Source organism: Comamonas terrigena NBRC 13299 (assembly GCF_006740045.1).
Taxonomy (GTDB): Bacteria; Pseudomonadota; Gammaproteobacteria; order Burkholderiales; family Burkholderiaceae_C; genus Comamonas; species Comamonas terrigena.
On the sequence record NZ_AP019749.1, the window covers coordinates 3,571,357 to 3,596,796 of the forward strand.

27 protein-coding genes are annotated in these 25,440 nt (G+C 66.7%); 15 read left to right on the forward strand and 12 right to left on the reverse strand.

Translation table 11 applies throughout. From position 1 onward, the window contains the following. Window positions 1-2: 2 nt before the first annotated feature. Window positions 3-1,562 carry a murein biosynthesis integral membrane protein MurJ gene (gene murJ, locus CT3_RS16250; RefSeq protein ID WP_066537345.1) on the reverse strand — a complete coding sequence of 520 codons (1,560 nt, stop codon included), beginning with the start codon at window positions 1,560-1,562 and terminating at the stop codon, window positions 3-5. A 181-nt stretch (window positions 1,563-1,743) separates the two neighbouring features. Here murJ and rpsT point away from each other — a divergent pair, with 181 nt between their 5' ends. Continuing rightward, window positions 1,744-2,034, forward strand: a complete 291-nt coding sequence (rpsT, locus tag CT3_RS16255; protein ID WP_066536543.1) for a 30S ribosomal protein S20 — start codon at window positions 1,744-1,746, stop codon at window positions 2,032-2,034. A gap of 257 nt (window positions 2,035-2,291) precedes the next feature. On the opposite strand, the gene CT3_RS16260 is transcribed toward rpsT, so the two are convergent. Further along, window positions 2,292-2,609 carry a DUF3579 domain-containing protein gene (locus tag CT3_RS16260; protein WP_066536546.1) on the reverse strand — a complete coding sequence of 106 codons (318 nt, stop codon included), beginning with the start codon at window positions 2,607-2,609 and terminating at the stop codon, window positions 2,292-2,294. A 278-nt stretch (window positions 2,610-2,887) separates the two neighbouring features. On the opposite strand from CT3_RS16260, the gene CT3_RS16265 reads away from it, so the two are divergent. The 5 genes from CT3_RS16265 to CT3_RS16285 all read left to right on the forward strand — a co-directional run bounded on the left by CT3_RS16265 (window position 2,888) and on the right by CT3_RS16285 (window position 6,351). After that, the gene (locus tag CT3_RS16265; RefSeq protein WP_066536548.1) at window positions 2,888-4,084 is read left to right on the forward strand and encodes an aspartate aminotransferase family protein; all 1,197 of its coding nucleotides are present in this window, start codon (window positions 2,888-2,890) and stop codon (window positions 4,082-4,084) included. Window positions 4,085-4,103: 19 nt separating this feature from the next. After that, the gene (gene argF / locus CT3_RS16270; protein ID WP_066537347.1) at window positions 4,104-5,027 is read left to right on the forward strand and encodes an ornithine carbamoyltransferase; all 924 of its coding nucleotides are present in this window, start codon (window positions 4,104-4,106) and stop codon (window positions 5,025-5,027) included. A gap of 37 nt (window positions 5,028-5,064) precedes the next feature. After that, window positions 5,065-5,325 (forward strand): hypothetical protein, encoded by a 261-nt coding sequence (locus CT3_RS16275; protein WP_066536551.1) that lies wholly within the window; start codon window positions 5,065-5,067, stop codon window positions 5,323-5,325. Window positions 5,326-5,436: 111 nt separating this feature from the next. Then, the gene (locus tag CT3_RS16280) at window positions 5,437-5,802 is read left to right on the forward strand and encodes a YkgJ family cysteine cluster protein (protein WP_066536555.1); all 366 of its coding nucleotides are present in this window, start codon (window positions 5,437-5,439) and stop codon (window positions 5,800-5,802) included. A 228-nt stretch (window positions 5,803-6,030) separates the two neighbouring features. Beyond that, entirely contained in the window at window positions 6,031-6,351 is a 321-nt protein-coding gene (locus CT3_RS16285; protein ID WP_066536558.1) for a YkgJ family cysteine cluster protein, read from the forward strand. Window positions 6,352-6,417: 66 nt separating this feature from the next. Here CT3_RS16285 and CT3_RS16290 read toward each other — a convergent pair whose 3' ends face one another. From CT3_RS16290 to CT3_RS16300, 3 genes are read right to left on the reverse strand one after another with little or no spacing between them, the layout of a single operon-like run. Next, window positions 6,418-6,615 carry a hypothetical protein gene (locus CT3_RS16290; RefSeq protein WP_066536563.1) on the reverse strand — a complete coding sequence of 66 codons (198 nt, stop codon included), beginning with the start codon at window positions 6,613-6,615 and terminating at the stop codon, window positions 6,418-6,420. Window positions 6,616-6,628: 13 nt separating this feature from the next. After that, complete coding sequence (gene feoB, locus CT3_RS16295; protein ID WP_083520435.1) at window positions 6,629-8,605, reverse strand: ferrous iron transport protein B; 1,977 nt, start codon at window positions 8,603-8,605, stop codon at window positions 6,629-6,631. Then, window positions 8,602-8,892, reverse strand: a complete 291-nt coding sequence (locus tag CT3_RS16300; RefSeq protein WP_066536565.1) for a FeoA family protein — start codon at window positions 8,890-8,892, stop codon at window positions 8,602-8,604. Before CT3_RS16300 ends, feoB begins: the two co-directional genes overlap by 4 nt. A gap of 243 nt (window positions 8,893-9,135) precedes the next feature. On the opposite strand from CT3_RS16300, the gene CT3_RS16305 reads away from it, so the two are divergent. The 6 genes from CT3_RS16305 (at window position 9,136) to CT3_RS16330 (ending at window position 14,810) form a co-directional block, all read left to right on the forward strand. Beyond that, on the forward strand, window positions 9,136-9,756 hold the full coding sequence (locus CT3_RS16305) for a LysE family translocator (RefSeq protein ID WP_066537357.1): 621 nt from the start codon (window positions 9,136-9,138) through the stop codon (window positions 9,754-9,756). A gap of 10 nt (window positions 9,757-9,766) precedes the next feature. Continuing rightward, window positions 9,767-10,564: an AraC family transcriptional regulator gene (locus tag CT3_RS16310; RefSeq protein ID WP_066536568.1), complete on the forward strand. Its 798-nt coding sequence runs from the start codon at window positions 9,767-9,769 to the stop codon at window positions 10,562-10,564. Between the two features lie 124 nt (window positions 10,565-10,688). Continuing rightward, window positions 10,689-12,053 carry an amino acid permease gene (locus tag CT3_RS16315; protein WP_066536571.1) on the forward strand — a complete coding sequence of 455 codons (1,365 nt, stop codon included), beginning with the start codon at window positions 10,689-10,691 and terminating at the stop codon, window positions 12,051-12,053. Between the two features lie 79 nt (window positions 12,054-12,132). After that, window positions 12,133-12,774, forward strand: coding sequence for an arylformamidase (kynB, locus tag CT3_RS16320; RefSeq protein ID WP_066537366.1), 642 nt, complete (start codon window positions 12,133-12,135; stop codon window positions 12,772-12,774). An 85-nt stretch (window positions 12,775-12,859) separates the two neighbouring features. Next, complete coding sequence (kynU, locus tag CT3_RS16325; RefSeq protein ID WP_066536574.1) at window positions 12,860-14,164, forward strand: kynureninase; 1,305 nt, start codon at window positions 12,860-12,862, stop codon at window positions 14,162-14,164. A gap of 4 nt (window positions 14,165-14,168) precedes the next feature. Then, window positions 14,169-14,810 (forward strand): 3'-5' exonuclease, encoded by a 642-nt coding sequence (locus tag CT3_RS16330; protein WP_066536577.1) that lies wholly within the window; start codon window positions 14,169-14,171, stop codon window positions 14,808-14,810. A gap of 22 nt (window positions 14,811-14,832) precedes the next feature. Here the strand turns inward: CT3_RS16330 and CT3_RS16335 are convergent, their stop codons facing one another. Both CT3_RS16335 and CT3_RS16340 read right to left on the reverse strand, forming a co-directional pair. Beyond that, the gene (locus CT3_RS16335; RefSeq protein ID WP_066536579.1) at window positions 14,833-15,864 is read right to left on the reverse strand and encodes a DNA-3-methyladenine glycosylase 2; all 1,032 of its coding nucleotides are present in this window, start codon (window positions 15,862-15,864) and stop codon (window positions 14,833-14,835) included. Between the two features lie 47 nt (window positions 15,865-15,911). Next, window positions 15,912-16,814: a methylated-DNA--[protein]-cysteine S-methyltransferase gene (locus CT3_RS16340; protein WP_066536582.1), complete on the reverse strand. Its 903-nt coding sequence runs from the start codon at window positions 16,812-16,814 to the stop codon at window positions 15,912-15,914. A gap of 131 nt (window positions 16,815-16,945) precedes the next feature. On the opposite strand from CT3_RS16340, the gene kynA reads away from it, so the two are divergent. Together kynA and CT3_RS16350 are read left to right on the forward strand one after the other, a co-directional pair. After that, a complete protein-coding gene (kynA, locus tag CT3_RS16345) occupies window positions 16,946-17,830 on the forward strand; it encodes a tryptophan 2,3-dioxygenase (RefSeq protein ID WP_066536592.1) in 885 nt (294 codons plus the stop codon). A gap of 199 nt (window positions 17,831-18,029) precedes the next feature. Next, window positions 18,030-19,226 (forward strand): MFS transporter, encoded by a 1,197-nt coding sequence (locus CT3_RS16350; RefSeq protein WP_098066244.1) that lies wholly within the window; start codon window positions 18,030-18,032, stop codon window positions 19,224-19,226. Between the two features lie 196 nt (window positions 19,227-19,422). Here CT3_RS16350 and CT3_RS16355 read toward each other — a convergent pair whose 3' ends face one another. Next, window positions 19,423-20,631, reverse strand: a complete 1,209-nt coding sequence (locus CT3_RS16355; protein WP_066536597.1) for an FAD-dependent monooxygenase — start codon at window positions 20,629-20,631, stop codon at window positions 19,423-19,425. A 293-nt stretch (window positions 20,632-20,924) separates the two neighbouring features. Further along, window positions 20,925-21,215 carry an H-NS histone family protein gene (locus tag CT3_RS16360; protein WP_066537369.1) on the reverse strand — a complete coding sequence of 97 codons (291 nt, stop codon included), beginning with the start codon at window positions 21,213-21,215 and terminating at the stop codon, window positions 20,925-20,927. Between the two features lie 326 nt (window positions 21,216-21,541). Here CT3_RS16360 and CT3_RS16365 point away from each other — a divergent pair, with 326 nt between their 5' ends. Further along, window positions 21,542-22,387 (forward strand): symmetrical bis(5'-nucleosyl)-tetraphosphatase, encoded by an 846-nt coding sequence (locus CT3_RS16365; RefSeq protein ID WP_066536599.1) that lies wholly within the window; start codon window positions 21,542-21,544, stop codon window positions 22,385-22,387. A gap of 140 nt (window positions 22,388-22,527) precedes the next feature. Here the strand turns inward: CT3_RS16365 and CT3_RS16370 are convergent, their stop codons facing one another. From CT3_RS16370 to CT3_RS16380, 3 genes are all read right to left on the reverse strand, one after another. Continuing rightward, a complete protein-coding gene (locus CT3_RS16370) occupies window positions 22,528-24,012 on the reverse strand; it encodes a DEAD/DEAH box helicase (protein ID WP_066536602.1) in 1,485 nt (494 codons plus the stop codon). A gap of 182 nt (window positions 24,013-24,194) precedes the next feature. Beyond that, window positions 24,195-25,076 carry a KPN_02809 family neutral zinc metallopeptidase gene (gene ypfJ / locus CT3_RS16375; protein WP_066536605.1) on the reverse strand — a complete coding sequence of 294 codons (882 nt, stop codon included), beginning with the start codon at window positions 25,074-25,076 and terminating at the stop codon, window positions 24,195-24,197. A gap of 56 nt (window positions 25,077-25,132) precedes the next feature. After that, a complete protein-coding gene (locus CT3_RS16380; protein WP_115594628.1) occupies window positions 25,133-25,363 on the reverse strand; it encodes a hypothetical protein in 231 nt (76 codons plus the stop codon). Window positions 25,364-25,440: the final 77 nt, after the last annotated feature.

Consider the following 25,440-nt stretch of genomic DNA (forward strand, 5'->3'; position numbering starts at 1 on the left):
GATCACCGGCGCAACAGCTTGCGCAAGGGCAAGCCAGTCACTGCCAATACCCCGAAATACACACAGGAGGAGAGCGCCAACGCTCCCGCCATCAGGCCGACGCGCTTCCATTCGCCCAGCGCCAGCCAGTCAAAAGATTGTGCAAACCACAGCAAGGGTACCGCCAGCAAAATGGCCGCCGCCGTGACCTGCATCAATAGTTTGCCCCAGCCCGGCGCCGGCACGAAGGCCTTGCGTCGGATAAGTCCTACAAGCAGCCAGGCGGCATTCACCAACGCCGCCAGCCCTATCGACAGTGCCAGACCAGCATGGGCCAACCAGGGCACCATCAGCAAATTGAAAATTTGCGTCAACACCAGCACACAGATAGCAATCTTTACCGGGGTGCGGATGTCCTGGCTGGCGTAGTAGCCCGGCGCCAGCACCTTGATGGCCACCAGCCCCACCAACCCCACGCCATAGCCGATCAGGGCGATGGCAATCTGGCCCACATCGCTGGCATGCAGGGCGCCGCGGTGGAACAAGGTGGCCACCAACGGCGTGGCAAAGGCCAGCAGCCCCACGCCACAGGGCACGGCCAGCAGCAGCACCAGGCGCAGGCCCCAGTCCAGCATGGCGGAGTATTTCTCGCTGTCCCCCGCCGCCTTGGCGGCAGCCAGCTGTGGCGTCAGCACCACCCCCAGCGCCACACCCAGCATGGCCGTGGGAAATTCCATCAGGCGGTCCGCATAGAACAGCCAGGTCACACTGCCGGGCGCCAGGTGCGAGGCAATCTGGGTGTTGATCATCAGGCTGATCTGCGCCACGCCCACGCCCAGCAGCGCAGGGCCCATCAGGCGCAGGATGCGGCGCACCCCGGCATCGCTCCAGGCCTGGCGGATGGCCGACCACGACATGCCGATGCGCGGCAGCAGACCCAGGCCGCGCAGTGCGGGAATCTGCACCCCCAGCTGCAGCACGCCGCCCAGCATCACCCCGGCGGCCATGGCGTAGATGGGTTCGATCCCGCGCGACTGGAAGTACGGTGCCAGCCACCATGCCGTCGCAATCATGCTGAGATTGAGCAGCACCGGCGTGGCCGCCGACACCACAAAGCGCCGCCAGGTGTTCAGCACCCCGGCCGACAGCGCCACCAGCGACATGAAGCCGATATAGGGAAACATCCAGCGCGTCATCTGCACGGCCGCATCCATGCCACCGGGGTCCTGCTCCAGCCCGCTGGCCAGCAACCACACCAGTGCCGGGGCACCGACCACGCCCACCACACACACCAGCAGCAGCACCCAGAACAGCACTGTGGCCACGTCGGAGATCAGTGCCCGCGTGCGCTCCTCGCCGTCCTGGGCCTTGGTGCTGGCCAGCACCGGCACAAAGGCCTGGCTGAAGGCCCCTTCGGCAAACAGCCGGCGAAACAGATTGGGAATGCGAAAAGCGACATTGAAGGCGTCCGTCAGGGCATTGGCCCCGAACATGGAGGCCATGATCAGATCGCGCAGCAGGCCTGTGACGCGGGAGGCCAGCGTGAACAGGGAGACGGTGGAGGCAGCTTTGAAGAGTGACACCCCGGCAGTGTAGCGAGAGCGCACACCCACTGCCGGCGCCCGGGCTGTGCCGCGTGCCGCCGTGCATGCCCACCTGCGTGGTGCCGGCCCTTCGCAGAGGCGGAACCCAGGGGACCACCGGGAATGCTATACTGCTCGGCTTCGCTGGCATCATCCCAGACACACTCAAGGAATATACATCATGGCAACCAAAGCCAAAAAGAACCCCCGCCTGGCCTCCGGCCGCAAGCGCGCTCGCCAAAACGTCAAGCTGAACGCAGCCAACACCTCGCTGCGTTCCAAGTACCGCACCGCTGTCAAGAACGTCGAAAAGGCTGTTCTGACCGGCGACAAGGCCAAGGCCACCGAACTGTTCGCCAAGGCACAATCCGTGCTGGACACGATTGCCGACAAGGGCATCTTCCACAAGAACAAGGCTGCTCGCGACAAGAGCCGTCTGTCCGCCAAGGTCAAGGCCCTGGCCGCCGCCTAAAAGTCACTTTAGGCATCGCACGGATGGCTTAGGCCATCTGCTGTTTGCTTCGGTGCGCTGCCAGCGAAACAAGAAAACCGCCCTCGGGCGGTTTTTTTGTGCCTGCATGCTTATGCTTGTGGGTCCGCAGTGGGCCTGGGCCGCTGTGGCGGTGGCCCGCCCCTGGCTGCAGGGCATTCCCCCTCAAAAAATTGCGGGCATAAAAAAGGCTTCCTGCGGAAGCCCTCGGTCTGTTCTGTCGCCTCAAAAGGCCGTGGTCAGGCCTCGGGCGCATCCGGCAGCGTGCACGCCTCCACCACCTGCAGGCGGTTGTCCTTGGCAAAGTTCAGCACGAAATCCCAGGCCATGGGCTCATGGGCGCGCAGGTCGGAATGGATGATCACGCACTTGACCCCGTCGATCGAGGTGGGCACGCACCAGGGCGAGTAGCTGAGGTGGCTGCCGCGCGTGGCACCACCAGGCCGGAACTGGCTCATCACCCCTGCCAGGCGCTCGGCCCAGTCACTGGGGCGGAAGGTTTTTCCATCCAGGGTGACACCCTGGATAAAGAGTTCTTTGGAGGTAGGGGAGACCATCGGATCGATTTCTAAGAGAGACAGGCCACAACTGCAGGATCGCCGCCAGGTGTGCCAAGCCCTGGGATTCTAGCTCTTATACAAGACCGGCCTTATTGCGCGGCAGCTACCCGACCAGAACCTGGGTGCGTTCGCATGGCTGTGATGCGCAATCCTCAACTCTCGCACAGCACGCGCACTCTAGAATTGCGCTTTGCCAACCTGGCGCTCCATCGTGCAGCAAGTATCCAAAATACCAGCAAGATATGCGCCACCACTGCTTTGTCAGGAGAGTATTCATGACCGCTCACATCGAGGCAACCTCGCCCCACGTAATGAACACCTATGGCCGCGTTCCCATCGCGCTGGAACGAGGCCAAGGCTGCCGCGTGTGGGATGTGAACGGCAAGGAATACCTGGACGGTCTGGGCGGCATTGCCGTCAACACCCTGGGCCACAACCACCCCAAGCTGGTGCCTGCGCTGCAGGAGCAGATCGCCAAGCTGATCCACACCAGCAACTACTACCACGTGCCCGGCCAGGAACAGCTGGCCCAGATGCTGACCGAGCGCGCCCAGATGACCAATGTGTTCTTCTGCAACACCGGTCTGGAAGCCAATGAAGCCGCCATCAAGATCGCCCGCAAGTACGGCGTGGACAAGGGCATCGAAAAGCCGGTGATCGTGGTCTATGACCATGCTTTCCATGGCCGCTCCATCGCCACCATGACCGCCACCGGCAACCCCAAGGTGCGCAACGGCTTCGGCCCGCTGCTCGATGGCTTCATCCGCGTGGCCCCCAACGACATCGAAGCCCTGAAGGCGGCCACCGCCGGCAATCCCAACATCGTGGCCGTGATGATGGAGCCCATCCAGGGCGAAGGCGGCCTGCACCCCATGCGCGCCGACTACCTGAAGGAAGTGCGCGCCCTGTGCGACGCCAACGAATGGCTGCTGATGCTGGACGAAGTGCAGGCCGGCATGGGCCGCACCGGCAAGTGGTTTGCCCACCAGTGGTCCGGCATCGTGCCCGACGTAATGACCCTGGCCAAGGGCCTGGGCTCGGGCGTGCCCGTGGGTGCCGTGGTCACCCATGGCAAGGCCGCCACCGTGCTGCAGCCAGGCAACCATGGCTCCACCTTCGGTGGCAACCCGCTGGCCATGCGCGCCGGTGTGGAAACCATCCGCATCATGGAAGAAGACAAGCTGCTGGACCATGTGGCCGCCGTGGGCGAACACCTGAAGGCCAAGCTGCAGTCCGAACTGGGCAGCATCCCGGGCTTTGTGGAAGTGCGCGGCCAGGGTCTGATGATCGGCGTGGAGCTGTCCAAGTCCTGCGGCCAGCTGATCGGCCAGGCGGCCGAAGCCGGCCTGCTGATCAGCGTGACCGCCGACACCGTGATCCGTCTGGTGCCGCCGCTGATTCTGACCACCGCCGAAGCCGACGAACTCGTCACCCGCCTCAAGCCGCTGGTGCAAGCCGTGCTGGCAGCCTGAACGCGTTAGGATGGACTGCATGAAGCATTACCTGCAATTTAGCGACTTCACCGCCGACGAGTACGACTACCTGCTGGCCCGCGCCGCCCTGATCAAGAAAAAGTTCAAGGGCTACGAGAAGCACCACACGCTGAGCGACCGCACGCTGGCCATGATCTTCGAGAAGGCCAGCACCCGCACCCGCGTGAGCTTTGAAGCCGGCATGTACCAGCTGGGCGGCTCCGTGGTGCACCTGACCACGGGCGACAGCCAGCTGGGCCGCGCCGAGCCGATCGAGGACAGCGCCCGCGTGATCAGCCGCATGACCGATCTGGTGATGATCCGCACCTTCGGCCAGGACAAGATCGAGCGCTTTGCCGAATACTCGCGCGTGCCCGTCATCAACGGTCTGACCAACGAGTTCCACCCCTGCCAGATCCTGGCCGACATCTTCACCTTCATCGAGCACCGCGGCTCCATCAAGGGCAAGGTGGTGGCCTGGGTGGGCGATGGCAACAACATGGCCAACACCTGGCTGCAGGCGGCCGATCTGCTGGGCTTCAAGGTGCACCTGTCGACCCCCGGCGGCTATGAAGTGGACGAGCAGCTGGCCTTCAACGGCAAGCCCGTGCACCCCGGCTGCTACGAAGTCTTCCAGAACCCGCTGGACGCCTGCAAGGGCGCCGACCTGGTCACCACCGATGTGTGGACCAGCATGGGCTACGAGGCCGAGAACGAAGCGCGCAAGAAGGCCTTTGCCGACTGGTGCGTGGACGCCGAGATGATGGCCGCCGCCAAGGCCGATGCCCTGTTCATGCACTGCCTGCCCGCCCACCGCGGCGAGGAAGTGGAGGCCGACGTCATCGACGGCCCGCAATCCGTCGTCTGGGACGAAGCAGAGAACCGCATGCACGTGCAAAAAGCACTGATGGAATACCTGCTGCTGGGCCGCCAACCCGGCTGATCCAGCACGCCCGGGCTCACCTGCATACCCCCACACCATGCATCCGAGCCCCGGCACACCACACCGCCTGCAGGCCTTGCGCCGGCTGGCGGTATTTTTTTGGCCGCTGCGCCCCAGCCTGGGGGACGCACGCTACGGCCAGTGCGGCGGTGCACAGGCCCTGCGCCAGCCGCACATCGCACGCCACAGCCGCGTGCCCTCCGTCTACGGGCCGCGCAAGCGTTTTGCGGCCCGGGTGCGCGCGCTCTATGTGCGCATCCACACCTTCTATCTGAAGTTTCTTCAAGGCCACACCTAGTGGGCCGCAAGCGGTCACGCCCCCGGCGTGGCTTTTGCTTTCCCTGTGACAGGCGGCTTTCCGGCGCGGAAAGGCTGCCGGTTGCCTGTGCCCCGATCCTGAAGAAACACGATGAGCCAATCCCTCCACCCCTGCGTGACCTGCGGCGTGTGCTGCACCAATTACCGCGTGGAATTTTCCGTCTACGAGCTGCAATCCATGGGCGGCACCGTGCCCGACCACCTGGCCCATGAAGTGCCCGGAAAAGGCAACCGGGCCCGCATGAACGGCACCGAAAAGCACCCGGTGCGCTGCGTGGCCCTGACCGCCCTGCCCCACCTGGGCGAGAACTGCGTGGGCTGCGGCATTTACGAGCAGCGCTCACGCCCCTGCCGCGACTTTCCGTTTGCCTCCTACGGCTGCCACGACACCCGCGCCAAGTTCGGCCTGCCCGCACTGAGCGAGGAAGACGTGGCCCCCTGGCTGGAAACCGCCTGAGTGCGCCGCCGCCGCACTGCCCGACATCCCGGTTGGTGCAGGAGGCTGCGGAAGCCGCTTTCCCGTGACTTCCGTGCTTTTCTGCACCGCAAGCAGGTGCCGCAGGGCACAGACAGCTCCTGTTTTTGAAAAACCTGCCACGCCGCTTTGCCGGCGTGCCCGCAGGCTGCGCCGGCGGCACGCTGCAGGCACAATCCGCCACCCACTTTTTGTAGCCGCCCGCCTGCCATGACCCACCCCTGCCTTGCCTGCGGCGCCTGCTGCGCCGCCTTCCGTGTGGATTTTTCGGTCTATGAATCCGAAGCCCATGGCGGACGCGTGCCGGCCGGGCTGGCCGACGAGATCACCGAGCACAGCTGCCGCATGCGCGGCACGGACTACGCCCGCCCGCGCTGCGCCGCACTGGTGGGCACGGTGGGCGAAAAAGCCCACTGCGGGATCTACGAGTGGCGCCCTTCGCCCTGCCGGGAATTTGCAGCCGGCTCCGATGCCTGCAACCGCGTGCGGCTGCGCATCGGCCTGCCGGCGCTGGAAAGCGGCCTGCTGTAGGCCGCCGCTCACCCTGCTGCGCCGCAGGGTGGACGGCAGGGGCGGCAAGCCCCTGGGGGGCGCGGGTTACAAGGACTTGCGCGTATCCGAGCAGCTGTCGCCGCCGCAGGCGCTGCAGCCACCGCAGCTGCCGCTGGACGTGGACGGCGCGAGTGCCGGGTGCACGCGCCCGGCACGTTGGCGCCAGCGGGCCGGCAGATAGCGCCACAGCAGCGAGGCAGCTGCCACGGTGACGACGATGCCCACAATGATTTCCTGCCACATGGCCTGACCTCCTTTAACCCCAGCCCAGCGCCACCGCCACCCGGTAGGTGACGAAGCTGGCGGCATAGGCCAGGCCGAACAAATACGCCGTCATGATCAAGGGATAGCGCCAGCCATTGGTTTCCCGCTTGACCATGGCCAGCGTGGAAATGCACTGGGGCGCGAACACGAACCAGACCAGCAGCGACAGGGCCGTGGCCAGCGACCAGCTGCTGGCAATCAGCGGGCCCAGCTGCTGGGCCATGGCGTCGTCGCCTGCGGCCGACAAGGCATACACCGTACCCAGTGCACCCACGGCCACTTCGCGCGCGGCCATGCCGGGCACCAGGGCGATGGCGATCTGCCAGTTGAAGCCGATGGGCGCCAGCACCACTTCCAGCCAGCCGCCGATCTGGCCGGCAAAGCTGTAGCGGATGGCCGCCTCGGTCACCCCGTCCGGCGCCGACGGGTAGCTGGCCAGAAACCACAGCACGATGCTCACCGTCAGGATGATGCCGCCCACGCGGCGCAGGAAGATCAGCGCGCGTTCATACAGCCCCAGCACCAGGCTGCGCAGGCTGGGCCAGCGGTAGGCCGGCAGCTCCAGCATCAGCGGCGTGCGGGATTTGTCGGTGCGGGCCAGCTTGGCCACCCAGGCCACCGCCATGGCACTGGCGATACCGCCGATGTACAGCGCAAACAGCACCAGGCCTTGCAGATTGAAGATGCCGCCCACGCTCTGCTCCGGGATGAAGGCCGCGATCAGCAGTGCGTACACCGGCAGACGGGCCGAGCAGGTCATCAGCGGGGCGATCATGATGGTCAGCAGGCGGTCGCGCCAGCTGGGGATGGAGCGCGTGGCCATGATGCCCGGCACGGCACAGGCAAAGCTGGACAGCAGCGGAATGAAGGAACGCCCCGACAGGCCCACCGTGCCCATGATGCGGTCCAGCAGAAAGGCGGCACGCGGCAGATAGCCCGAGTCTTCCAGCACCAGGATGAAGAAGAACAGGATCAGGATCTGCGGCAGGAACACCAGCACCGCGCCGGTGCCGGCGATCACGCCCTCGACCAGCAGGCTGCGCAGCACGCCTTCGGGCATCACGCTGCCCACCCATTCGCCGACAAAGCCCACGGAGCCTTCGATGCCGTCCATCAAGGGCTCGGCCCAGCTGAACACGGCCTGGAACATCAGGAACAGGGTGGCCAGCAGCAGCAGCGTGCCCCATACCGGGTGCAGCACCACGGCGTCGATGCGGTCGTCCCGCTGGTTGTCCACCGGCGGCACCTGCACGGCAGCCTGCAGGATGGCGGTCACCTCCTGGTGCAAAGCCAGCAGACCGGCACGGGTGTTGTGACCGGCTTGGGCCTGCGAACGGCCGTCCAGCGCGGGAGCCTGGAGCTGGTGGGCGGCATCGCTGTCCAGCCAGGCCAGCAGTTCCTGGGCGCCGTCCTGGCGCACGCCCACGCTTTCGAGCACCGGCACGCCCAGCGCGGCACTGAGGCGGGCCTTGTCCACCACAATGCCCTGGCGACGGGCCATATCGCTCATGTTGAGCACCACTACCATGGGCAGACCCAGGGCGCGGGCTTCCAGCACCAGGCGCAGGTTCAGGCGCAGGTGGGTGGCATCGGTCACGCAGACCAGCAGTTCGGGCGGCGCCTCGCGCGCATGTTCGCCGGTGACGATGTCGCGGGTGATGCGCTCGTCTTCGCTGTGCGCATGCAGGCTGTAGGTGCCGGGCAAATCCAGCACCCGCACCCGCCGGCCAGCGGGAGTGTGCAGCCAGCCTTCCTTGCGCTCCACCGTCACGCCGGCGTAGTTGGCCACCTTCTGGCGGGCACCCGTCAGCAGGTTGAACAAGGCGGTCTTGCCGCAGTTCGGGTTGCCCAGCAACGCTGCCCGCAGGGGCTGTGCATCGGTGGACGGCGCGGCGCTGGGGATGATGGAGGTGATGGCAATGGGCTGCACCGTGGCGCCTTGCGGTGTGCGGTCGTCGCGCGCGTTCATGCTGCGGCCTCCACGCTCACCCGCACCAGAGCGGCTTCCTGGCGCCGCAGCGCAAACGTGGCCTGGCCAATGCGCACGGCTAGCGGGTCTCCCTGCGGAAAACCGGTGGCGATGATGCGCACCGGCTCGCCCGGCAGAAAACCGATTTCCATCAAGCGCAGCAGCGCTTCCTGACTGGCAGGTTCGTCGCTGGCCAGCAAATCCACCACCCGTGCCGGCACCTGCCGCGCGAGTTGGTCCAGGCCAATGGTGGCCGCTGCGCCGGAGGGCAAAGCAAAACTATTCATGAAACACGCAATCAATCGCTACTTATTCTCATTTTCACTCCAAACAGCCTGGTCTGTCTTGCGCCAGGACAGAACTGGAGTGTCAGCGGCCACCCTGTGAACAGGGCCATAGGGGCGGAAGCGCCCCGTCCCGGTGGCGTGTGCTCCCGAGTCGCCGTGGCCGGCCGTGCGCAATTGCGTTCAATACAGATCCAGCGCCGCCGCGCACAGTGCGCCGCTGTGACCGAACTCCCCTCCCCCTCCCTGCTGTCTTCGCTGCTGGCCATGGCCAGTTTCGCCCTGGTGGGCGCCATCACGCCAGGCCCGGTGAATGTGCTGGCCCTGCGCCATGGCAGCCAGGCGCCGCGCCATATTGCGCTGCTGTATGTGCTGGGCGCCAGTGTCAGCTACGCCGCCGTGGTCTGGTGCATGGGCCAGGGCGCCCGGCAGCTGGTGGACGGGTTGCCGCGCCTGGCAGGCACCGCGCAATGGCTGTGCGCAGCCTATTTGCTGTGGCTGGCCTGGCGCCTTGCCCGCTCCGCAGCCCACCCCGCTGCTGCCGATGGCACCACCCTGCCCCACCAGCCCACCCCGGCCGCCCAGGCCTTTGTCCAGGGTGTGGCGGTGCAGACGCTCAACCCCAAGGCCTGGCTGTTTGCCCTGTCGGCGGTGGGCGTGTTTGCCCTGCCCAGCGCAAGGGGCAGCCCCGCAGCGCTGTACCTGCTGTGTGCCATCTCGCTGCTGGCCTGCCTGCTGGGCGTGGGTTGCTGGGCGCTGCTGGGGCGGGTGCTGACCAGCTGGCTGTCCACGCCCCGGCGCCAGCAGGCACTGCACTATGCCCTGGCAGCCCTGCTGGTGGCCAGCGTACTGGGCATGCTGGCATGATGTGCCGGACATGACGGCCCAGCCCCACCAGTTCCACCGCCACCCGGCCCTGCCCTGGGCCGAACTGCGCGTGAGCCGCCAGTCCCCCCACTGCTACCGGCTGCACACGCATATGGAGTATTCGCTGGGCATCGTGGATGCCGGCAGCGCCGTGTTCCAGCACGCCGATGGTGCGCAGCCCATGGCGGCCGGCAGTGTGGTGCTGATCGAGCCCGGCGTCTGGCATGCCTGCAACCCGGCGCAGGTGGCAGCCTGGTCTTACCGCATGCTCTATGTGCAGGCCGACTGGCTGCATGCCCAGCTGGGGGTGGCGGGCCTGCGCTTTGTGCAACGCGCCCGGCACGACGCGGCAACCACAGCGGCGGTGCAGCGGCTGTGCCAAAACTTGCTGGAAGGCGATGCCGCGGCCTGGACGCAGGCACTGACCGCCCTGCTGCGCCAGCCCGCCATCGCCCACCTGCTGGCAGCACCGCCGGCCCTCCCGGCCAGCGATGCGGCGGTGCACCACGCCCTGCAGCGGCTGCACCGCCAGCCGGATGCGACGCCCAGTGTGCAGGATCTGGCCCGGGCCGAAGGCATGAGCGCCTCGCGCTTTATCCGCCACTTCAAGGCCGCCACCGGCGTCACGCCTGGTGCCTACCGCTTGAATCTGCGCCTGAACGGTGCGCGCCGGCTGCTGGCCGAGGGGGCGGCGCTGGCCGATGCGGCCCATGCCATGGGCTTTGCCGACCAGGCCCATCTGCAGCGCGCCTTCAAGGCCCACCATGCGCTGACACCCGGGCGCTATGCCCAGGGCGCCCGGCCCTGAAGCCGGCTGGCGGCGGCGCTAAACCACCGCAGCAGACCCCGGCAATCCGCGAGCCCCACCATCGCCAGGCGCGAACACACCGATACTTGAGGGTTTTGGCACACCCTTTGAACGGAATCGACGCATGGCCGATTTTCAGCAGATCCAGCAACGCGAAACCGGCTTGCAGCAACACCTGACCAGCGCCCAGATGGTGATGATCGCCATCGGCGGCGCCGTGGGCACTGGCCTGTTCATGGGCAGCGCCTTTGCCATCGGCTTTGCCGGGCCGGCGGTGCTGGTCAGCTACGCGATTGGCGCCTTCATTGCCCTGCTGCTGATCGGCTGCCTGGGCGAGATGACAGTGGCCCACCCCACCTCCGGCTCGTTCGGGGCCTACGCCGAGTACTACCTGGGCCCGATGGCGGGCTTTGTGGTGCGCTATGCCTACTGGGCCGCCCTGGTGCTGGCCGTGGGCATGGAGGTGACGGCCGTGGGCATGTACATGGCCTATTGGTTCAAGGAGGTGCCCCAGTGGGTCTGGGTGGGCCTCTTCTCGGCCGTGCTGATCGGCGTGAACCTGCGCAGCGTCAAGGTCTACGGCGCGGTGGAATACGGCTTCTCGGCCATCAAGGTGGCGGCCATCGTGGCCTTTGTGCTGATCGGTGCCTATGTGGTGTTCGGCACGTCCACACCCGGCATCGGCTTGGCCAACTACCAGTTGGGCGGCGGCTTCTGGGCCAAGGGGGCCTGGGGCATGTGGCTGGGGGTGATCGTGGCCATGTTCAGCTACCTGGGCGTGGAAGCCATTGCCGTGGCGGCCGGCGAGGCCCAGCACCCGCAGCAGGCGGTGCAGACCGCGATGAAGACCACGGTGCTGCGCCTGGTGCTGTTCTATCTGCTGACGCTGGCGCTGATGCTAGCCATCGTGCCCTGGACCGATGCCGCCACCCAGACCAGCCCCTTTGTGCGAGTGATGCAGGTGCTGAACATTCCGTTCGCTGCCGGCGTGCTGAACTTTGTGGTGCTGGTGGCCGCGCTGTCGGCCATGAACAGCCAGCTCTACACCACCTCGCGCATGATGTTCAGCCTGGCCCGCGCCCGGCAGGCGGCGCGCGTGTTCGGTGTGACCAATGCCAACGGCGTGCCGGTGGCCGCCATTCTGGTCTCCAGCCTGGGCGCGGCCGTGGCCATGTTCATCAATGCCTTCTGGCCCAAGGAATCGTTCGTCTGGATGATGTCGATTGCCATGTTCGGCGCCATGTTTGCCTGGTTCATGGTGTTTGTCACCCACCTGGCGTTCCGCCGCCGCCGCATGCGCGAAGGCGCACCAGCCATTGCCTTTCGCATGTGGGGCTTTCCGTGGCTGACGCTGCTGGGGGCCGTGCTGATGGGCGCCGTGCTGCTGACCACGGCCTTCACCCCCGCGTTCCGCCTGACGCTGGCCTTTGGTCTGCCCTGGCTGGCGGTGCTGGCCGGTCTGTACCTGCTGCGCCGCAACAAGGGCTGAACGCTGCAGCCCGGCCCAAAACCGACCATACTGCCCAGCCTGCGCCCGCCTCCGGTCGCAGGCTTTTTTGTTTGCTGCCATGACCGCTGACACCCAACGCACCCTGTGGGACATCTCCCCCGCCATCCACGCCGCTGCACCGGTCTTCCCGGGGGACACGCCGTACAGCCAGCAATGGTGCGCCACCATCGGCCCGGGCTGCCCGGTGAATGTCAGCGCCATCACGCTGAGTCCCCATGTGGGTGCCCACGCCGATGCGCCGCTGCACTACGACCCGCAGGGCGCTGCCATCGGTGCGGTCGATCTGGCCCCGTTCCTGGGCCGCTGCCGCGTGATCCACGCCATCGATTGCGGGCCGCTGATCGAATGGCGGCACATCGCGCACGCCATCACGCCCGACCTGCCTGCGCGCGTGCTGGTGCGCACCTACCAGCAGGCCCCTGCCACCTGGGATGGCGCGCTGGCCGCCTATGCACCCGAGACGGTGCAGCGCCTGGCCGACCTCGGCGTGCAGCTGATCGGTATCGACACCGCCAGCATCGACCCGGCCAGCAGCAAGACCCTGGACAGCCACCAGGTCATCCGCCAGCGCAATCTGCGCGTGCTGGAGAACCTGGTGCTCGACGCGGTTCCCGCAGGCGATTACGAGCTGATTGCCCTGCCGCTCAAGCTCACCGAGGCCGATGCCTCCCCGGTGCGCGCCGTGCTGCGCGCCCTGTGACCCGCTGCGGCACATTCCGGCGAAAATCGGCGGTTTGCGCCATGCCCCTGCGCGCAAGCTGCCATCCGAAACGAGACAACTTTCCATGCCCCTGACCCTGCAAGACTGCCGCACCCTGGATGCCAACGATGTGCTGCGCCCGCTGCGCGCGCGCTTTGCCCTGCCCGAAGGGGTGATCTACCTGGACGGCAATTCCCTGGGCGCCCAGCCCAAGGCCGCCGCCGCCTGCGCCGCACGGGTGGTGGAACAGGAATGGGGCCAGGGCCTGATCCGTTCGTGGAACAGCGCCGGCTGGATCGACCTGCCCCGGCGCCTAGGCGACCAGTTTGCCCCCTGGGTCGGCGTCGGCCCGGGCGAGCTGGTGTTCACCGACACCACCTCCATCAATCTGTACAAGGTGCTGACGGCTGCCGCCCGCATCGCCCAGGAAGACGCACCGGAGCGCAAGAAGCTCATCAGCGAACGCAGCAACTTCCCCACCGATCTGTACATCGCCCAGTCGGTCTGCCAGGAATATGGACTGGAGCTGGTGCTGCTGGAGCCCGAAGAGATTGCCGCGGCCCTGCAGCCCGATGTGGCGATTTGCATGCTCACCCATGTCAACTACCGCACCGGCGCCATGCACGCCATGCAGGAGGTCACCGCCGCCGCACACGCCCAGGGGATTCTGTGCATCTGGGACCTGTGCCACAGCGCCGGCGCCGTGCCGGTGGACCTGCACGGCGCCAACGCCGACTTTGCCGTGGGCTGCAGCTACAAATACCTGAACGGCGGCCCCGGTGCGCCGGCCTTTGTCTGGGCCCATCCACGGCTGATCAACCGCTTCTGGCAGCCGCTGTCGGGCTGGTTCGGCCATGCCGCGCCCTTCCAGTTCACACCCGACTACCAGCCGGCCGCCGGCATCGACCGCTATCTGTGCGGCACGCAGTCGGCCCTGTCCCTGAGCGTGCTGCAATGCGGGCTGGATGTGTTCACCGAGGCCGAGCCGTATGGCGGCATGGCCGCGCTGCGCCGCAAGTCGCTGGCGCTGACCGATCTGTTCATGCAGCTGGTCCAGGAACGCTGCCAGGGCCATGGCCTGGGCTTTGCCACCCCCGGTGACCACGCCCTGCGCGGCTCCCAGGTCTGCCTGACCCGCAGCGAAGGCCTGGGGGTCGACGGCAAGGACAGCGGCGCCTACGCCATCGTTCAGGCCCTGATCGCGCGCGGCGTGATCGGCGACTTCCGCAAGGGCGACGGCGGCAAGCACCTGGACATTCTGCGCTTTGGTTTCACCCCGCTGTATGTGGGTTTTGAAGACGTGTGGCACGCCGTGGAGCACCTGCACCAGGTGCTGGAATCGGGGGAATGGCGCCAGCCGCAATTCAACCAGGTGCATGCGGTGACCTGAACCCATGGCCCAACGCATTGCCATCATCGACTTTGAAACCACCGGCATGAGCCCGGCGCACGGCGCGCGGGCTGCCGAGGTGGGGATTGTGCTGATCGAGGGCGGGCGCATCGTGGACCGCTACCAGAGTCTGATGAACACCGGGCAGCGCATGCCCTGGAGCATCACCCAGCTCACCGGCATCACCAACGCCATGCTGCAGGATGCCCCGGCGGCCGACACCGTGATGCGCGAAGCTGCCGCCTTTGTGGGTGACGCCCCCATGGTGGCGCACAACGCCTCGTTCGACAGCAAGTTCTGGGCGGACGAGCTGCAGCGCCTGGGTATCCCTCCGCAACAGCCTTTCGCCTGCACCGTGCTGCTGTCGCGCCGCCTCTACCCCGAAGCGCCCAGCCATTCGCTGGGCCGCATCGTGCGCCACCTGCAACTGCCGCCTGCCGACAAGGCCCACCGCGCGCTGGCCGATGCCGAGATGACCGCCCACCTGCTGCTGCGCATGCAGGCCGATCTGCAGCAGCGCTGGCACATCCCCGATGCCCACCACGCCCTGCTGCAACAGTTGCAGGTCTGTCAGAAGAAACACCTGGCACTGCTGCTGCAGCGGCTGTCGCAGGCACAGACGCAACCGCAGCTGCCCGGCCTGTGAGCGGCCCGGTTGTCCGTCTGCCCTAATACGCCTGGGACGACAGAGAGGCCCACAGGTGCGCCGCCACCAGCGCGCGCCAGGGGGCAAACGGCGCCAGCCAGTCACGCGCCCGGGCCTCGGTGATGCGCTCCACGCCCTGCAGCCGGGCCAGGGCTTTGCGCACGGCCACATCGCCGTGCAGACTGCCATCGGGCCAACCCAGACCGCGCAGCAGCGTGTAGTGCACGGTCCAGGGACCGATGCCGGGCACGGCCAGCAACTGCTGCATGGCCGCATCCACGTCCGCCGCACGCATCGCGCCGGCATCGCTGGCCTGCACCCAGTCTTCCAGCGGCAGCGCCCCGCGGTCCACCTCGGCGGCCAGTGCCAGCAGCGCCCGCGTCTTGGACTGGGAGTAGCCGGCAGCGCGCAGGCCATCCGGCCCCAGTTGCGCCACCTGGGCAGCGTTGGGATAGGTCCACAGCCCGGGCGCTCCCGCATCGCCATGGCCATCCTGCGCCAGCGGCGTGCCTGCGGCGCGGATCAAGCGGCGGCGCAGCGCCACGGCCGCCGCCACACTGATCTGCTGGCCGGTGATGGCCCAGGTCAGCGCCTCCCAGGCCGTGGGGGCCGCCGGGACATGCAGACCCTGCTGGGAACGCAGCAGCGGGCCCAGCAGCGGGTGATCGGCATGGGCGGTTTCCAGCGCCTCGGGCGGATAGGCCAGGCCCAGCATGCGACGCGCGGTGGCCGCCCAGCGGGCCTGGGTGCCGGCATCGGCGTGGTGGTGCGCAGGCAGGTACAAGGTGGCGCGCACCTGCAGCGGGCCGTCCGCGGACGGGGCCACAGACGGGGCTGTGGCCTCCCACACCAGCTCCATCCAGGCCGCCTGGCCTTCCCAGTCCAGCCCTTTGCGCAGGCGCGGCAGGCCGTCGGCCCCCTGCGTGATCTGCTCCGCCAGCTGCTCGGCATCGCGCTGGTGGAAGGACAGCACTTCCTGCAGCCGGTACCCCGCAGGCAGCGGCTGCACATGGTGCAGTGCCGCCGGGATTTTCTGGGCAGATAAGGAAGGCATCTTGTGTGGCAGCCCGGCCCGCAGGCGGCTGCGTTGCTGGAAAAGGTTCAGAACAATCCGGGCAAGGCGACACGCACGTCGTGCCCGGCCTGGGCCGCTTCGCGCAGCAGCAGCGCGCGCTTGCGCTCCACGCCCCAGCGGTAGCCGGAGATGCTGCCATCATTGCGCACCACGCGGTGGCAGGGAATGGCCACCGCCACCGGATTGGCAGCGCAGGCCCCGGCCACGGCGCGGCTGGCTGTGGGTTGACCGATGCGCCGGGCCAGCTCGGTGTAGCTGACGGTGTCGCCCGCCGGAATGGCGCGCAGCGCCTGCCACACGCGCTGCTGGAAGGCCGTACCCTGCACGTCCAGCGGCAGATCCAGCCCCTGCGCCGGCCGCTCCACCAGCGCCGCCACCCGGGCCATGGTGGCTTCAAAAGCAGCATCCCCCCCGACCAGTTCGGCCTGGGGAAAACGGTCCTGCAGCACACGCACCAGGGCCTCGGCATCGTTGCCCAGCTGCACGCAGCACACGCCGCGCTCGGTGGCCGCCACCAGCAGGCTGCCCAGCGAACATTCGCCCACGGCAAAACGGATGGTCTGGCGCGCGCCACCGGCGCGGAAAGCCCCCGGCGCCATGCCCAGCATGCGCGGCGCGTCTTTGTAGAAGCTGCTGCTGGCCGCGTAGCCGCTGCCGTAGAGCGCATCGGTGACCGAGCTGGACTGGCCGGGCTGCAGCGCGGCCTGCACGGCCTGGGTACGGTAGGCCTTGGCATAGGCCTTGGGCGTCAACCCCGTGGCCTGCTTGAACAGCCGGTGCAGCTGCCAGGGGCTGAGCCCCACGCGCTGGGCGAGTGCAGGCAGCGCAGGCGGGACCTCGCCCTCCAGCCAGCGGCAGCAGCGCGCCACCAGGGCAGCGGTGTCGCTGGCAGCAGCGGAAGGGACGGTGGCAGGGCGGATGGCAGACATGGCAACAGGTTTTCCGGGGGATGGCTGCACTCTAAAGCGTGGCGCGCCATCGCGCCTCCACATTCTTGCAGGCTGCGCTTTCGGTTACCCTGCGCGCTGTTTTGCCGATTGCCCACGACTGCGACTGCCCCATGACCACCGAATCCTCCGGCTGCCCGATGCACGGCAGCGGCCGCCCGGCCTCCATCGTCCACGAAGAAAAAGCCCAGCTGGATTTCAGCCGGGACATGAGCTACGGCGACTACCTGCAGCTGGACCAGATCCTCACGGCACAGAAACCGCTGTCGCCCGCCCATGATGAAATGCTGTTCATCGTCCAGCACCAGACCAGCGAGCTGTGGATGAAGCTGATGCTGCACGAGCTGCGGGCCGCCATCGCCGCGCTGGCCAGCCCACAGGCCGACACCCGGCCCGAGGCCTTCAAGATGCTGGCCCGCGTGAGCCGCATCATGGAGCAGCTGGTCAACGCCTGGACCGTGCTCTCGACCATGACGCCGCCGGAATACACGGCCATGCGCCCCTACCTGGCCAATTCCAGCGGCTTTCAAAGCTACCAGTACCGCAGCATCGAGTTTTCGCTGGGCAACAAGAATGCCGCCATGCTGCAGCCCCACGCCCACCGCAGCGATCTGCTGGAACAGGTGCAGGCCGCCTACCAGGCACCTTCGCTGTACGACGTGGCGCTGCAACTGCTGGCACGCGAAGGCCTGGAGGTGCCGGCCGACCGGCTGCAGCGCGACTGGACCCAGCCCTACGAAGCCAGCGAAGGCGTGAAGCAGGCCTGGCTGACCGTCTACCGCAACCCGCAACAGCACTGGGACCTGTACCAGCTGGGCGAAAAGCTGGCCGATATCGAAGACGCCTTCCGTCTGTGGCGTTTTCGCCACCTGACCACAGTGGAACGCGTGATCGGCTTCAAGCGCGGTACGGGCGGTACCGGCGGCGTGAGTTATCTGAAAAAGATGCTGGATGTGGTGCTGTTCCCGGAAATCTGGAGCCTGCGCACCGAGCTGTGAGCCGGGCGGGCCGGTGGCGCCGCGGCGCACGCGGCCTCCCGCCCCCGTTTTTCGCCTGTGCGCGACAGCACGCAGGTGCGGATTTCGCTAGGCTTGCGTCCCAGGAGACTCCCCACCCGTGCCTGCCGATACCGCCTCTAGCGCATCCCCTGCGCCCTCGCCCGCTCCCCGCCCTGCCCCCGACCAGCGCCTGTGGGTGATGCTGGTGTCCCTGCTGTCGGCCTTTGCGCTGAGCCAGGCCTACCGCACCGTCACCGCCATCATCGCCACGGGACTGCAGGCGGATTTCGGCATTTCTTCCCAGTCGCTGGGCGCCTTCGCCGGGCTGTTTGGCCTGTCCTTCGGGGTGGCCCAGCTGCTGATGGGCATCGGCATGGATGTGTACGGCCTGCGCCGCACGGTGCTGCTGTCGTTTCCGCTGGCCGTAGTCGGTGCAGCGCTGTCGGCGCTGGCCCCCAGCTATGGCTGGCTGATGCTGGGACAGTTGCTGATCGGCGTGGGCTGCGCGCCGGTGTTTCTGGCCAGCACGGTGTTCATCTCGCGCCACTTTCCCAGCGAGCGCTTTGCCTTCTTCTCCGGCCTGGGCATGGGCGTGGGAGGCCTGGGCCTGCTGTTCACCGGCACACCGCTGGCCTGGGTGGTGCAGCACTGGGGCTGGCGCACCGGCTTCGGGCTGCTGGCCGTGCTGTCGCTGCTGTCGTGGCTGCTGATTGCCTGGCGCGTGCATGAACCGGTGTCCGCCCACACCACGCAGCAGACGCGCGAAAGCTGGGGCCAGGCCTTCCGCCGCATGGGTGCACTGTTCCAGCTGCCGCACACCGTGGGCATCCTGATTCTGGGCATGAGCTGCTATGCGGCTTTTCTGACCTTGCGCGGGCTGTGGCTGGGGCCCATGCTCATCGGGCGCTACCAGTTCTCTCTGGTGGAAAGCGGCAACGTGGCGTTGCTGGTGTCGCTGATCTCGCTGTTCACCCCGGCCATGTTCGGCCGCATGGACCCAGGGCCGGCCCGCCGCCGCCGCTGGCTGAACAATTTCTCGCTGCTGATGGCGGCGCTGTTTCTGCTGATGGCCTTTTTGCACCACGCCGCCGCCAATGTGGCGCTGATTCTGCTGATGGGGCTGGTGTCGGGCTACAGCATCCTGCAGTACGCGGATGTGCGCTCTTCCTACCCTCCGGAGCTGACCGGTCGCGCACTGTCGCTGTTCACCATGGCCATGTTTCTGGGCGTGGCGCTGATGCAGTGGCTCACCGGCATCGTCGCGGCCTGGGCCGAGGGGCGCGGCATCGAGCCCTACCAGGCGGTCATGTTCAGCATTGCCGCCATGCTGGCTACGGCATCCACGGCCTTCCGTTTTCTGCCCAGCTCGCCGCTGCTGCAGACCAGCAAGGCCTGAGCCGGGGCCGTACACACCGGGCGCCCACGTGCCCTGCAGACAGCGCCTCCGGGCTAGATGGAACGCACTGGTGACGGTTTCCGCACCATCGCCGCAGAGCAGTTCGCGCCCCCACCGTGTGGCGCTGGGGGCGGCGGCTGCGCAGCAGCGGTGTTCCCTGCAGCGGATGGGCTGGTTAGCTGGGTGACGCCTTCCGCTACAGCGTGGTGGCGCTGGAGCCATCCCCGCGGTACAGCCAGGGCAGGTCCATGATGCGTGCGCCCAGCAGCTTGAGTGACAGATCGCGCCCCCAGCGCATGGGCCCGCTGGCGTGGAAGATGCGGCCATTGCGGCGGGAACGGGCCTGGACCCGCGCAGCACGCTGCCAGCGGTTGAGCGCGTAGCGGCGCAGGCGCAAGCGCACATCCAGATCGTCCATGGCCAGGGCACGCTGCAGCTCGGCCGCGTCCTCGATGGCCATGCCAGCCCCCTGGGCCAGATAGGGGCGCATGGGATGGGCGGCGTCGCCCAGCAGGCCCACCAGGCCCTGGGCCATCTGGTCGGCGCTGGACAGCGGATCGCGGTCGGACAGCGGCCACAGCCGCCACTGCGTGCCAGCAGCAGGCACGGCACGGATCAGGTCCTGCAGCGGCGTGCAATAGCGGGCCAGCGCGGCTTCCAGATCGACCGCATTGGCAGCATGGTCCCAGGTTTCCATGTCGGCCGGTGCCGGGCCTTCGATGATGGCCACGATGTTCATCAGCTCGCCACGGCGCAGCGGGTACTGCACCACGTGCATGTGCGGGCCCAGCCAGGTGGTCACGCCGTCGCTGCGCATGGCGGCCGGCAACTGGGCCTGGGGCACCACCGCACGGTAGGCCAGGTGGCCGGTAGGCTGGGCCTTGCCGTCGTTGAGCAACTGGGCGCGCAGCCGGCTCCAGACACCATCGGCCGCGATCAGTGCATCGCCCTCCACGGTCTTGCGGGCGGAGGTGGTGATGGTCACCACCTGGGGGGTCTGCACCACGGACTCCACCGCCTGGCCGGCGTTGATGTGCATCTCCGCCCGCTCCCCCACGGCCTGCAGCAGCAGCCCGTGCAGATCGGCGCGGTGGATGGACAGGTAGTTGGCGCCGTAGCGCTCCACCATGGCAGCGCCCAGCGGCATGCAGGCCAGCTCGGCACCGCTCAGGGCACTGCGCACACGCAATCGGGCAGGAATGGCCGCGACGTCCACCAGAGCACGCTGCAGGCCCCAGGCTTGGAGCCGGCGCACCACATTGGGCCCCAGCTGCACGCCGGCACCGACTTCACTGAACAAAGGCGCGCGCTCGAACAGGCGCACATCCCAACCGGCATGGGAGCTGGCCAGTGCAGCCGCCAAGCCGCCAATACCGCCCCCCGCAATCAAGACCTGTTTTCTCATGGCTGGCTATTGTCCGCCGGACTGGGGCGGTGATTGGTTGGAACTGCGCAGAAATTGATGCAACGCAGTCTGTTGATTCTGTCCCTGAAATCGCCATACGGCGAAACCCTGGCATTACCACTGGCCGAAATGGAATATGTTGTGTCCGCACTTTGCGGGCCTGGCATAAGCCGCTTGCATACCGGACAGGCTTATCCGCAGCAGCGTTCAGCCGCAATACCGCGGCGACGCAGCAGATTCAAGCCACAAAAAACAAAGCCCGCTGAAAGCGGGCTGTTGTCTGCCATAAAGGCTTAGATAGCGAACTTTTCGCGATCCTGGTTTTCAATCCACTTGGGCGCCTTGCCACGGCCGGTCCAGGTCTGGCCGGTTTCGGGATTGCGGTACTTCGGAGCAACTTTGCCACCTTGACCTGCGCCACGGGTGGCTTTGGCAGGCGGAAACACGTCGTCAGCGCTCAGGCCATATTCGGCCACCAGGGCGCGCACCTTGGCAACAGCGTCGCTCAGTTCGCTCTTGCGTGCTTCTTGAATCTTCTGTTCCAGCTGTTCGCGCTGCTGCAGTAGCTCTTTGTAAGAGGTCATGGATTGCATCCTTTCAATAATTGGGAGGATTATAAAAACAAATACGCAATCTGGGTTTTTTTGTGGGTACGCAGTATCCACAAGTGCATATTATAAAAATTCTGTGCAGCCATATTGCAGGAGAAATGTAACACCCGGATTTTCCGAGAAAAGGTACCGACAAAGCGCCTTGCAAGTTCATTTCCGTTACCTGCATATCTTCGCCGCCACCGCAATGCCCTATCCACGGGTATGGGCTGTGGACCGATAATCGCAGCCATATGCCTTGCACCGGGCGACTGCCACGCCTGCCGGCACCCAGGGAATCGATTTTTTCGGAGTTTGCATTGGCCCGTTATTTCATTGGTGACATCCAGGGATGTCACAGCGCCTTCCTGAACCTGCTGCAGCAGGTGGAGTTCTCGCCCAGCCGCGATACCCTGTACCTGCTGGGGGACCTGGTCAACCGGGGTCCCGACTCCGCCGGCGTGCTGCGCCAGTGCATGGCCTGGGGCGACGCCGTACAGCCCGTGCTGGGCAACCACGACCTGCACCTGCTGGCCGCCGCACACGGCATGCGCAAATCATCGCGCCGCGACACGCTGGCCAGCGTGCTGGAGGCGCCCGACCGCGCGGCCCTGCTGGACTGGCTGTGCCAGCAGCCGCTGGCCCGCAGCTGGACCGATGCACAAGGCCGGCAGGTGCTGATGGTGCACGCCGGTGTGCAGCCCAGCTGGACGCTGGAGCAGACACTGGCCCTGTCCGCCGAAGTGCAGCAGGTGCTGACCAGCCCGGCGCTGCCGGACTTTCTGCAGCAGATGTATGGCAACCTGCCCGATCAGTGGAATGAGGCCCTGACCGGCGCCGACCGCCTGCGCGCCATCGTCAACACCCTGACGCGCATCCGCTTTTGCACGCCCGAAGGCCGCATGGACTTTGAGAGCACCGAATCGGCCGCACAGGCTCCCGAAGGCCTGATGCCCTGGTTCACCTGCCCTGCCCGCCAGACGGCGCAGCATGTGGTGGCCTTTGGCCACTGGTCCACGCTGGGCCTGATCAACCAGCCGCAGCTGATGGCACTGGACACCGGCTGTGTCTGGGGCGGGCAGCTGACCGCTGTGCGCGTGGAGAATGATCTGCAGGTGCGCGAGCTGATCCAGATCGACTGCGAACAGGCCCAGCGTCCCGGCTGAGCGGCTGTACAGACCCCACAGACAGCCAGCCACCATGAAAAAAGCCAGCAGGATTGCTGGCTTGGCACAGTGGTGCGAAGGGCTCTGCAGGTGTATCCGCAGAGCGAAGGCGCTGGAGAGGCCTCCAACGCCCTGCGGTATCAGAAACTGCCTGCGGGCTTGAACAGCGCCGCCACCTTGCGCTTGGTACGGATACTGGGGCTGCAGCCCGGCGCCACGGGTGCGGAAGCCGCATCCCAGGCCGCCGGTGCGGCCGTTCCGGCCGGGGCCTCGTAGGGCTTGTCGAAGAAGGGATCGGAAGAGCCGGCGCGCAACGGGCGTGCCATGCCACGGCCCACCGGGCGGTAGCCGGCGGAATGGGCCGAGCCGTAACCGGTATCGCCCTCGTCGTGGCCACGGCGGCTGCGACCATGGTCACGGCTGTGCTCCGACCGGCCTTCGCGGCTGCCGTGGTCGCGCTCGCTGCGGTCGCGGCGCTGGAACGACGGCAGTGGATAGTTCTCCACGTCGATCTTCTTCTTGATGAGCTTCTCGATATCGCTCACCAGCTTGCCGTCCGAATTGGACACCAGGGTCACCGCCAGGCCGGAGGCGCCGGCACGGCCGGTGCGACCGATACGGTGTACATAGTCTTCGGCATTGAACGGCACGTCGTAGTTGAACACGGCCGGCACATCCTTGATGTCCAGACCGCGTGCCGCCACGTCGGTGCACACCAGCAGGTCCACTTCGCCGGCCTTGAAGGCTTCCAGCGCCTTGAGCCGTTCGTCCTGGCTCTTGTCACCGTGCAGGGCGGCGGCGCGCAGACCGTCGCGTTCCAGCGCACGGGTCAGGCGGGCACAGCCCAGCTTGCTGTTGGAAAACACAAAGGCCTGGCGGATGCCGCGGTCCTTGAGCACGGCACAGATGGTGCGGCGCTTGTCGTCGTCGTTGGCGCTGTAGAAACGCTGCTCCACGGTGGAAGCGGTCTCGTTGGGGCGGGCCACTTCGATGGTCACCGGGTCTTGCAGGTAGCTGCCGGCCAGGCGCTTGATCTCGGGCGAGAACGTGGCGGAGAACAGCAAGGTGGTGCGGTTCTTGGGCAGGTGCGACAGGATGCGCTGCAGATCGGGCAGGAAACCGATGTCGAGCATGCGGTCGGCCTCGTCCAGCACCACGTATTCCACCTGGTTGAGCACGGCATTCTTGGCTTCGATGTGGTCCAGCAGGCGGCCGGGGGTGGCCACCAGCACTTCCACGCCCTTCTTCAGCTCCAGGGTCTGGGGCTTCATGTCCATGCCGCCGAACACCACGGTGCTGCGCAGCTTGGTGTGCTTGGCGTACAGCGCGATCTGCTGGGCCACCTGGTCGGCCAGCTCGCGCGTGGGCAGCAACACCAGCGCCCGCACCGGATGGCGCGCAGGCGATGCCGAGCTGTTCTCATGGCGCATCAGCCGCTGCAGCAGGGGCAGCGAAAAAGCCGCTGTCTTGCCGGTGCCGGTCTGGGCTGCACCCATCACATCCTTGCCGGTCAGGACCACGGGGATCGCCTGCGCCTGGATGGGGGTCATCGACTCGTAGCCCATTTCGGCCACAGCGCGTGCCAGAGGCTCCGCCAAGAGGAGAGAGGAAAAAGAACTTGTCATGGATACCGCTATTGTCGCACTGCCCGCATTGACAGCTGTTGGCGCTCTACAAATCCGGACTGCGACAGCGGTCACCCGCCCGGCCCTCTTACGCCGGGAATACCGGGAGGGCGTACGCCCCGTGCAGAATTTGATAGCACAGATGTGGCGCCATGCCAACACCTGCGCCTGCTGCGCCCCAGTTACAGCGATGCCGCCGAGAAGGTGTCGCAGGAATTGACGCTGCCGCTCTTGAGCCCAGTCATGAACCAGCGCTGGCGCTGGGCACTGGTGCCGTGGGTGAAGCTGTCCGGCACCACCTGACCGGTCTGGGCACGCTGCAGCGCGTCGTCACCGATCTTGGCCGCGGCATTCATGGCTTCTTCCACATCGCCCTGCTCCAGGATCTGGCGTGCATTCTGGGCATGGTGGGCCCAGACGCCGGCCAGGCAGTCGGCCTGCAACTCCAGCTTCACGGACAGCCGGTTGTATTCCACCTTGCTGACACGGCCGCGCATCTCGTCGACCTTGCCGCTGATCCCCAGCAGGTTCTGCACGTGGTGACCCACCTCATGGGCGATCACATAGGCCTGGGCAAAGTCACCGGGAGCGCCCAGCTGGTTCTTGAGCTGGTCGTAGAACGACAGATCGATATAGACCTTCTGGTCGCCCGGGCAGTAGAACGGGCCCATGGCCGACTGGCCGGTGCCGCAGGCCGTGCCCACGGCGCCCCGGAACAGCACCAGCTTGGGGTCCCGGTACTGGCTGCCGCCCTGGCGGAAGATGTCGGTCCACACGTCTTCGGTGTCGGCCAGCACGGTCGAGACGAAACGGGCCATGGTGTCATGGGCCGGTGGTGCCTGCGCAGGCGACTGCTGCTGCACGACCTGCCCGCCACCACCTCCGCCGCTGAGCAGGCTCAGAATCGTCAGCGGGTTGACGCCCAGCACCCAGCCGCCCACCAGGGCCACCACAATGGTGCCAATGCCGATGCTGCGGCCACCGAAGATGGGACCTCCCCCACCGCCGCCGTCCGAGCGGCGATCTTCGACGTTGTCCGACTCGCGGTTACCTTCCCACTTCATGGTCTGCTCCTGATGCGCTGTGGGGCGCCATTATGAAGTCGCGCCGGCACGGCTGCTCAGGGTTCGCCGCCTTGCAGCAACACGGCCGCCTGGGCGCCTTCGACCGGGGCGTGCACATGCCACTGGGCATTGCGGCTCATTTCCCGGGACTGGCTCATGTGATCGTCCAGCGTCCCGACAAAGGTCCACAGCAGGAGCGCAATGGTGGCGATGCCCACCCCCACCACCGCCCATTGCCAGCGTGCCGCCGTACGGTGAGCGATTCCTTTTTCCTGACCAGATTCCATATGTACATGCCCACAAAACCATAAGCGCTGGATGCTACGCAGCCACCGCGAGAGTGCGAACTCACTTTAGCGCCAGG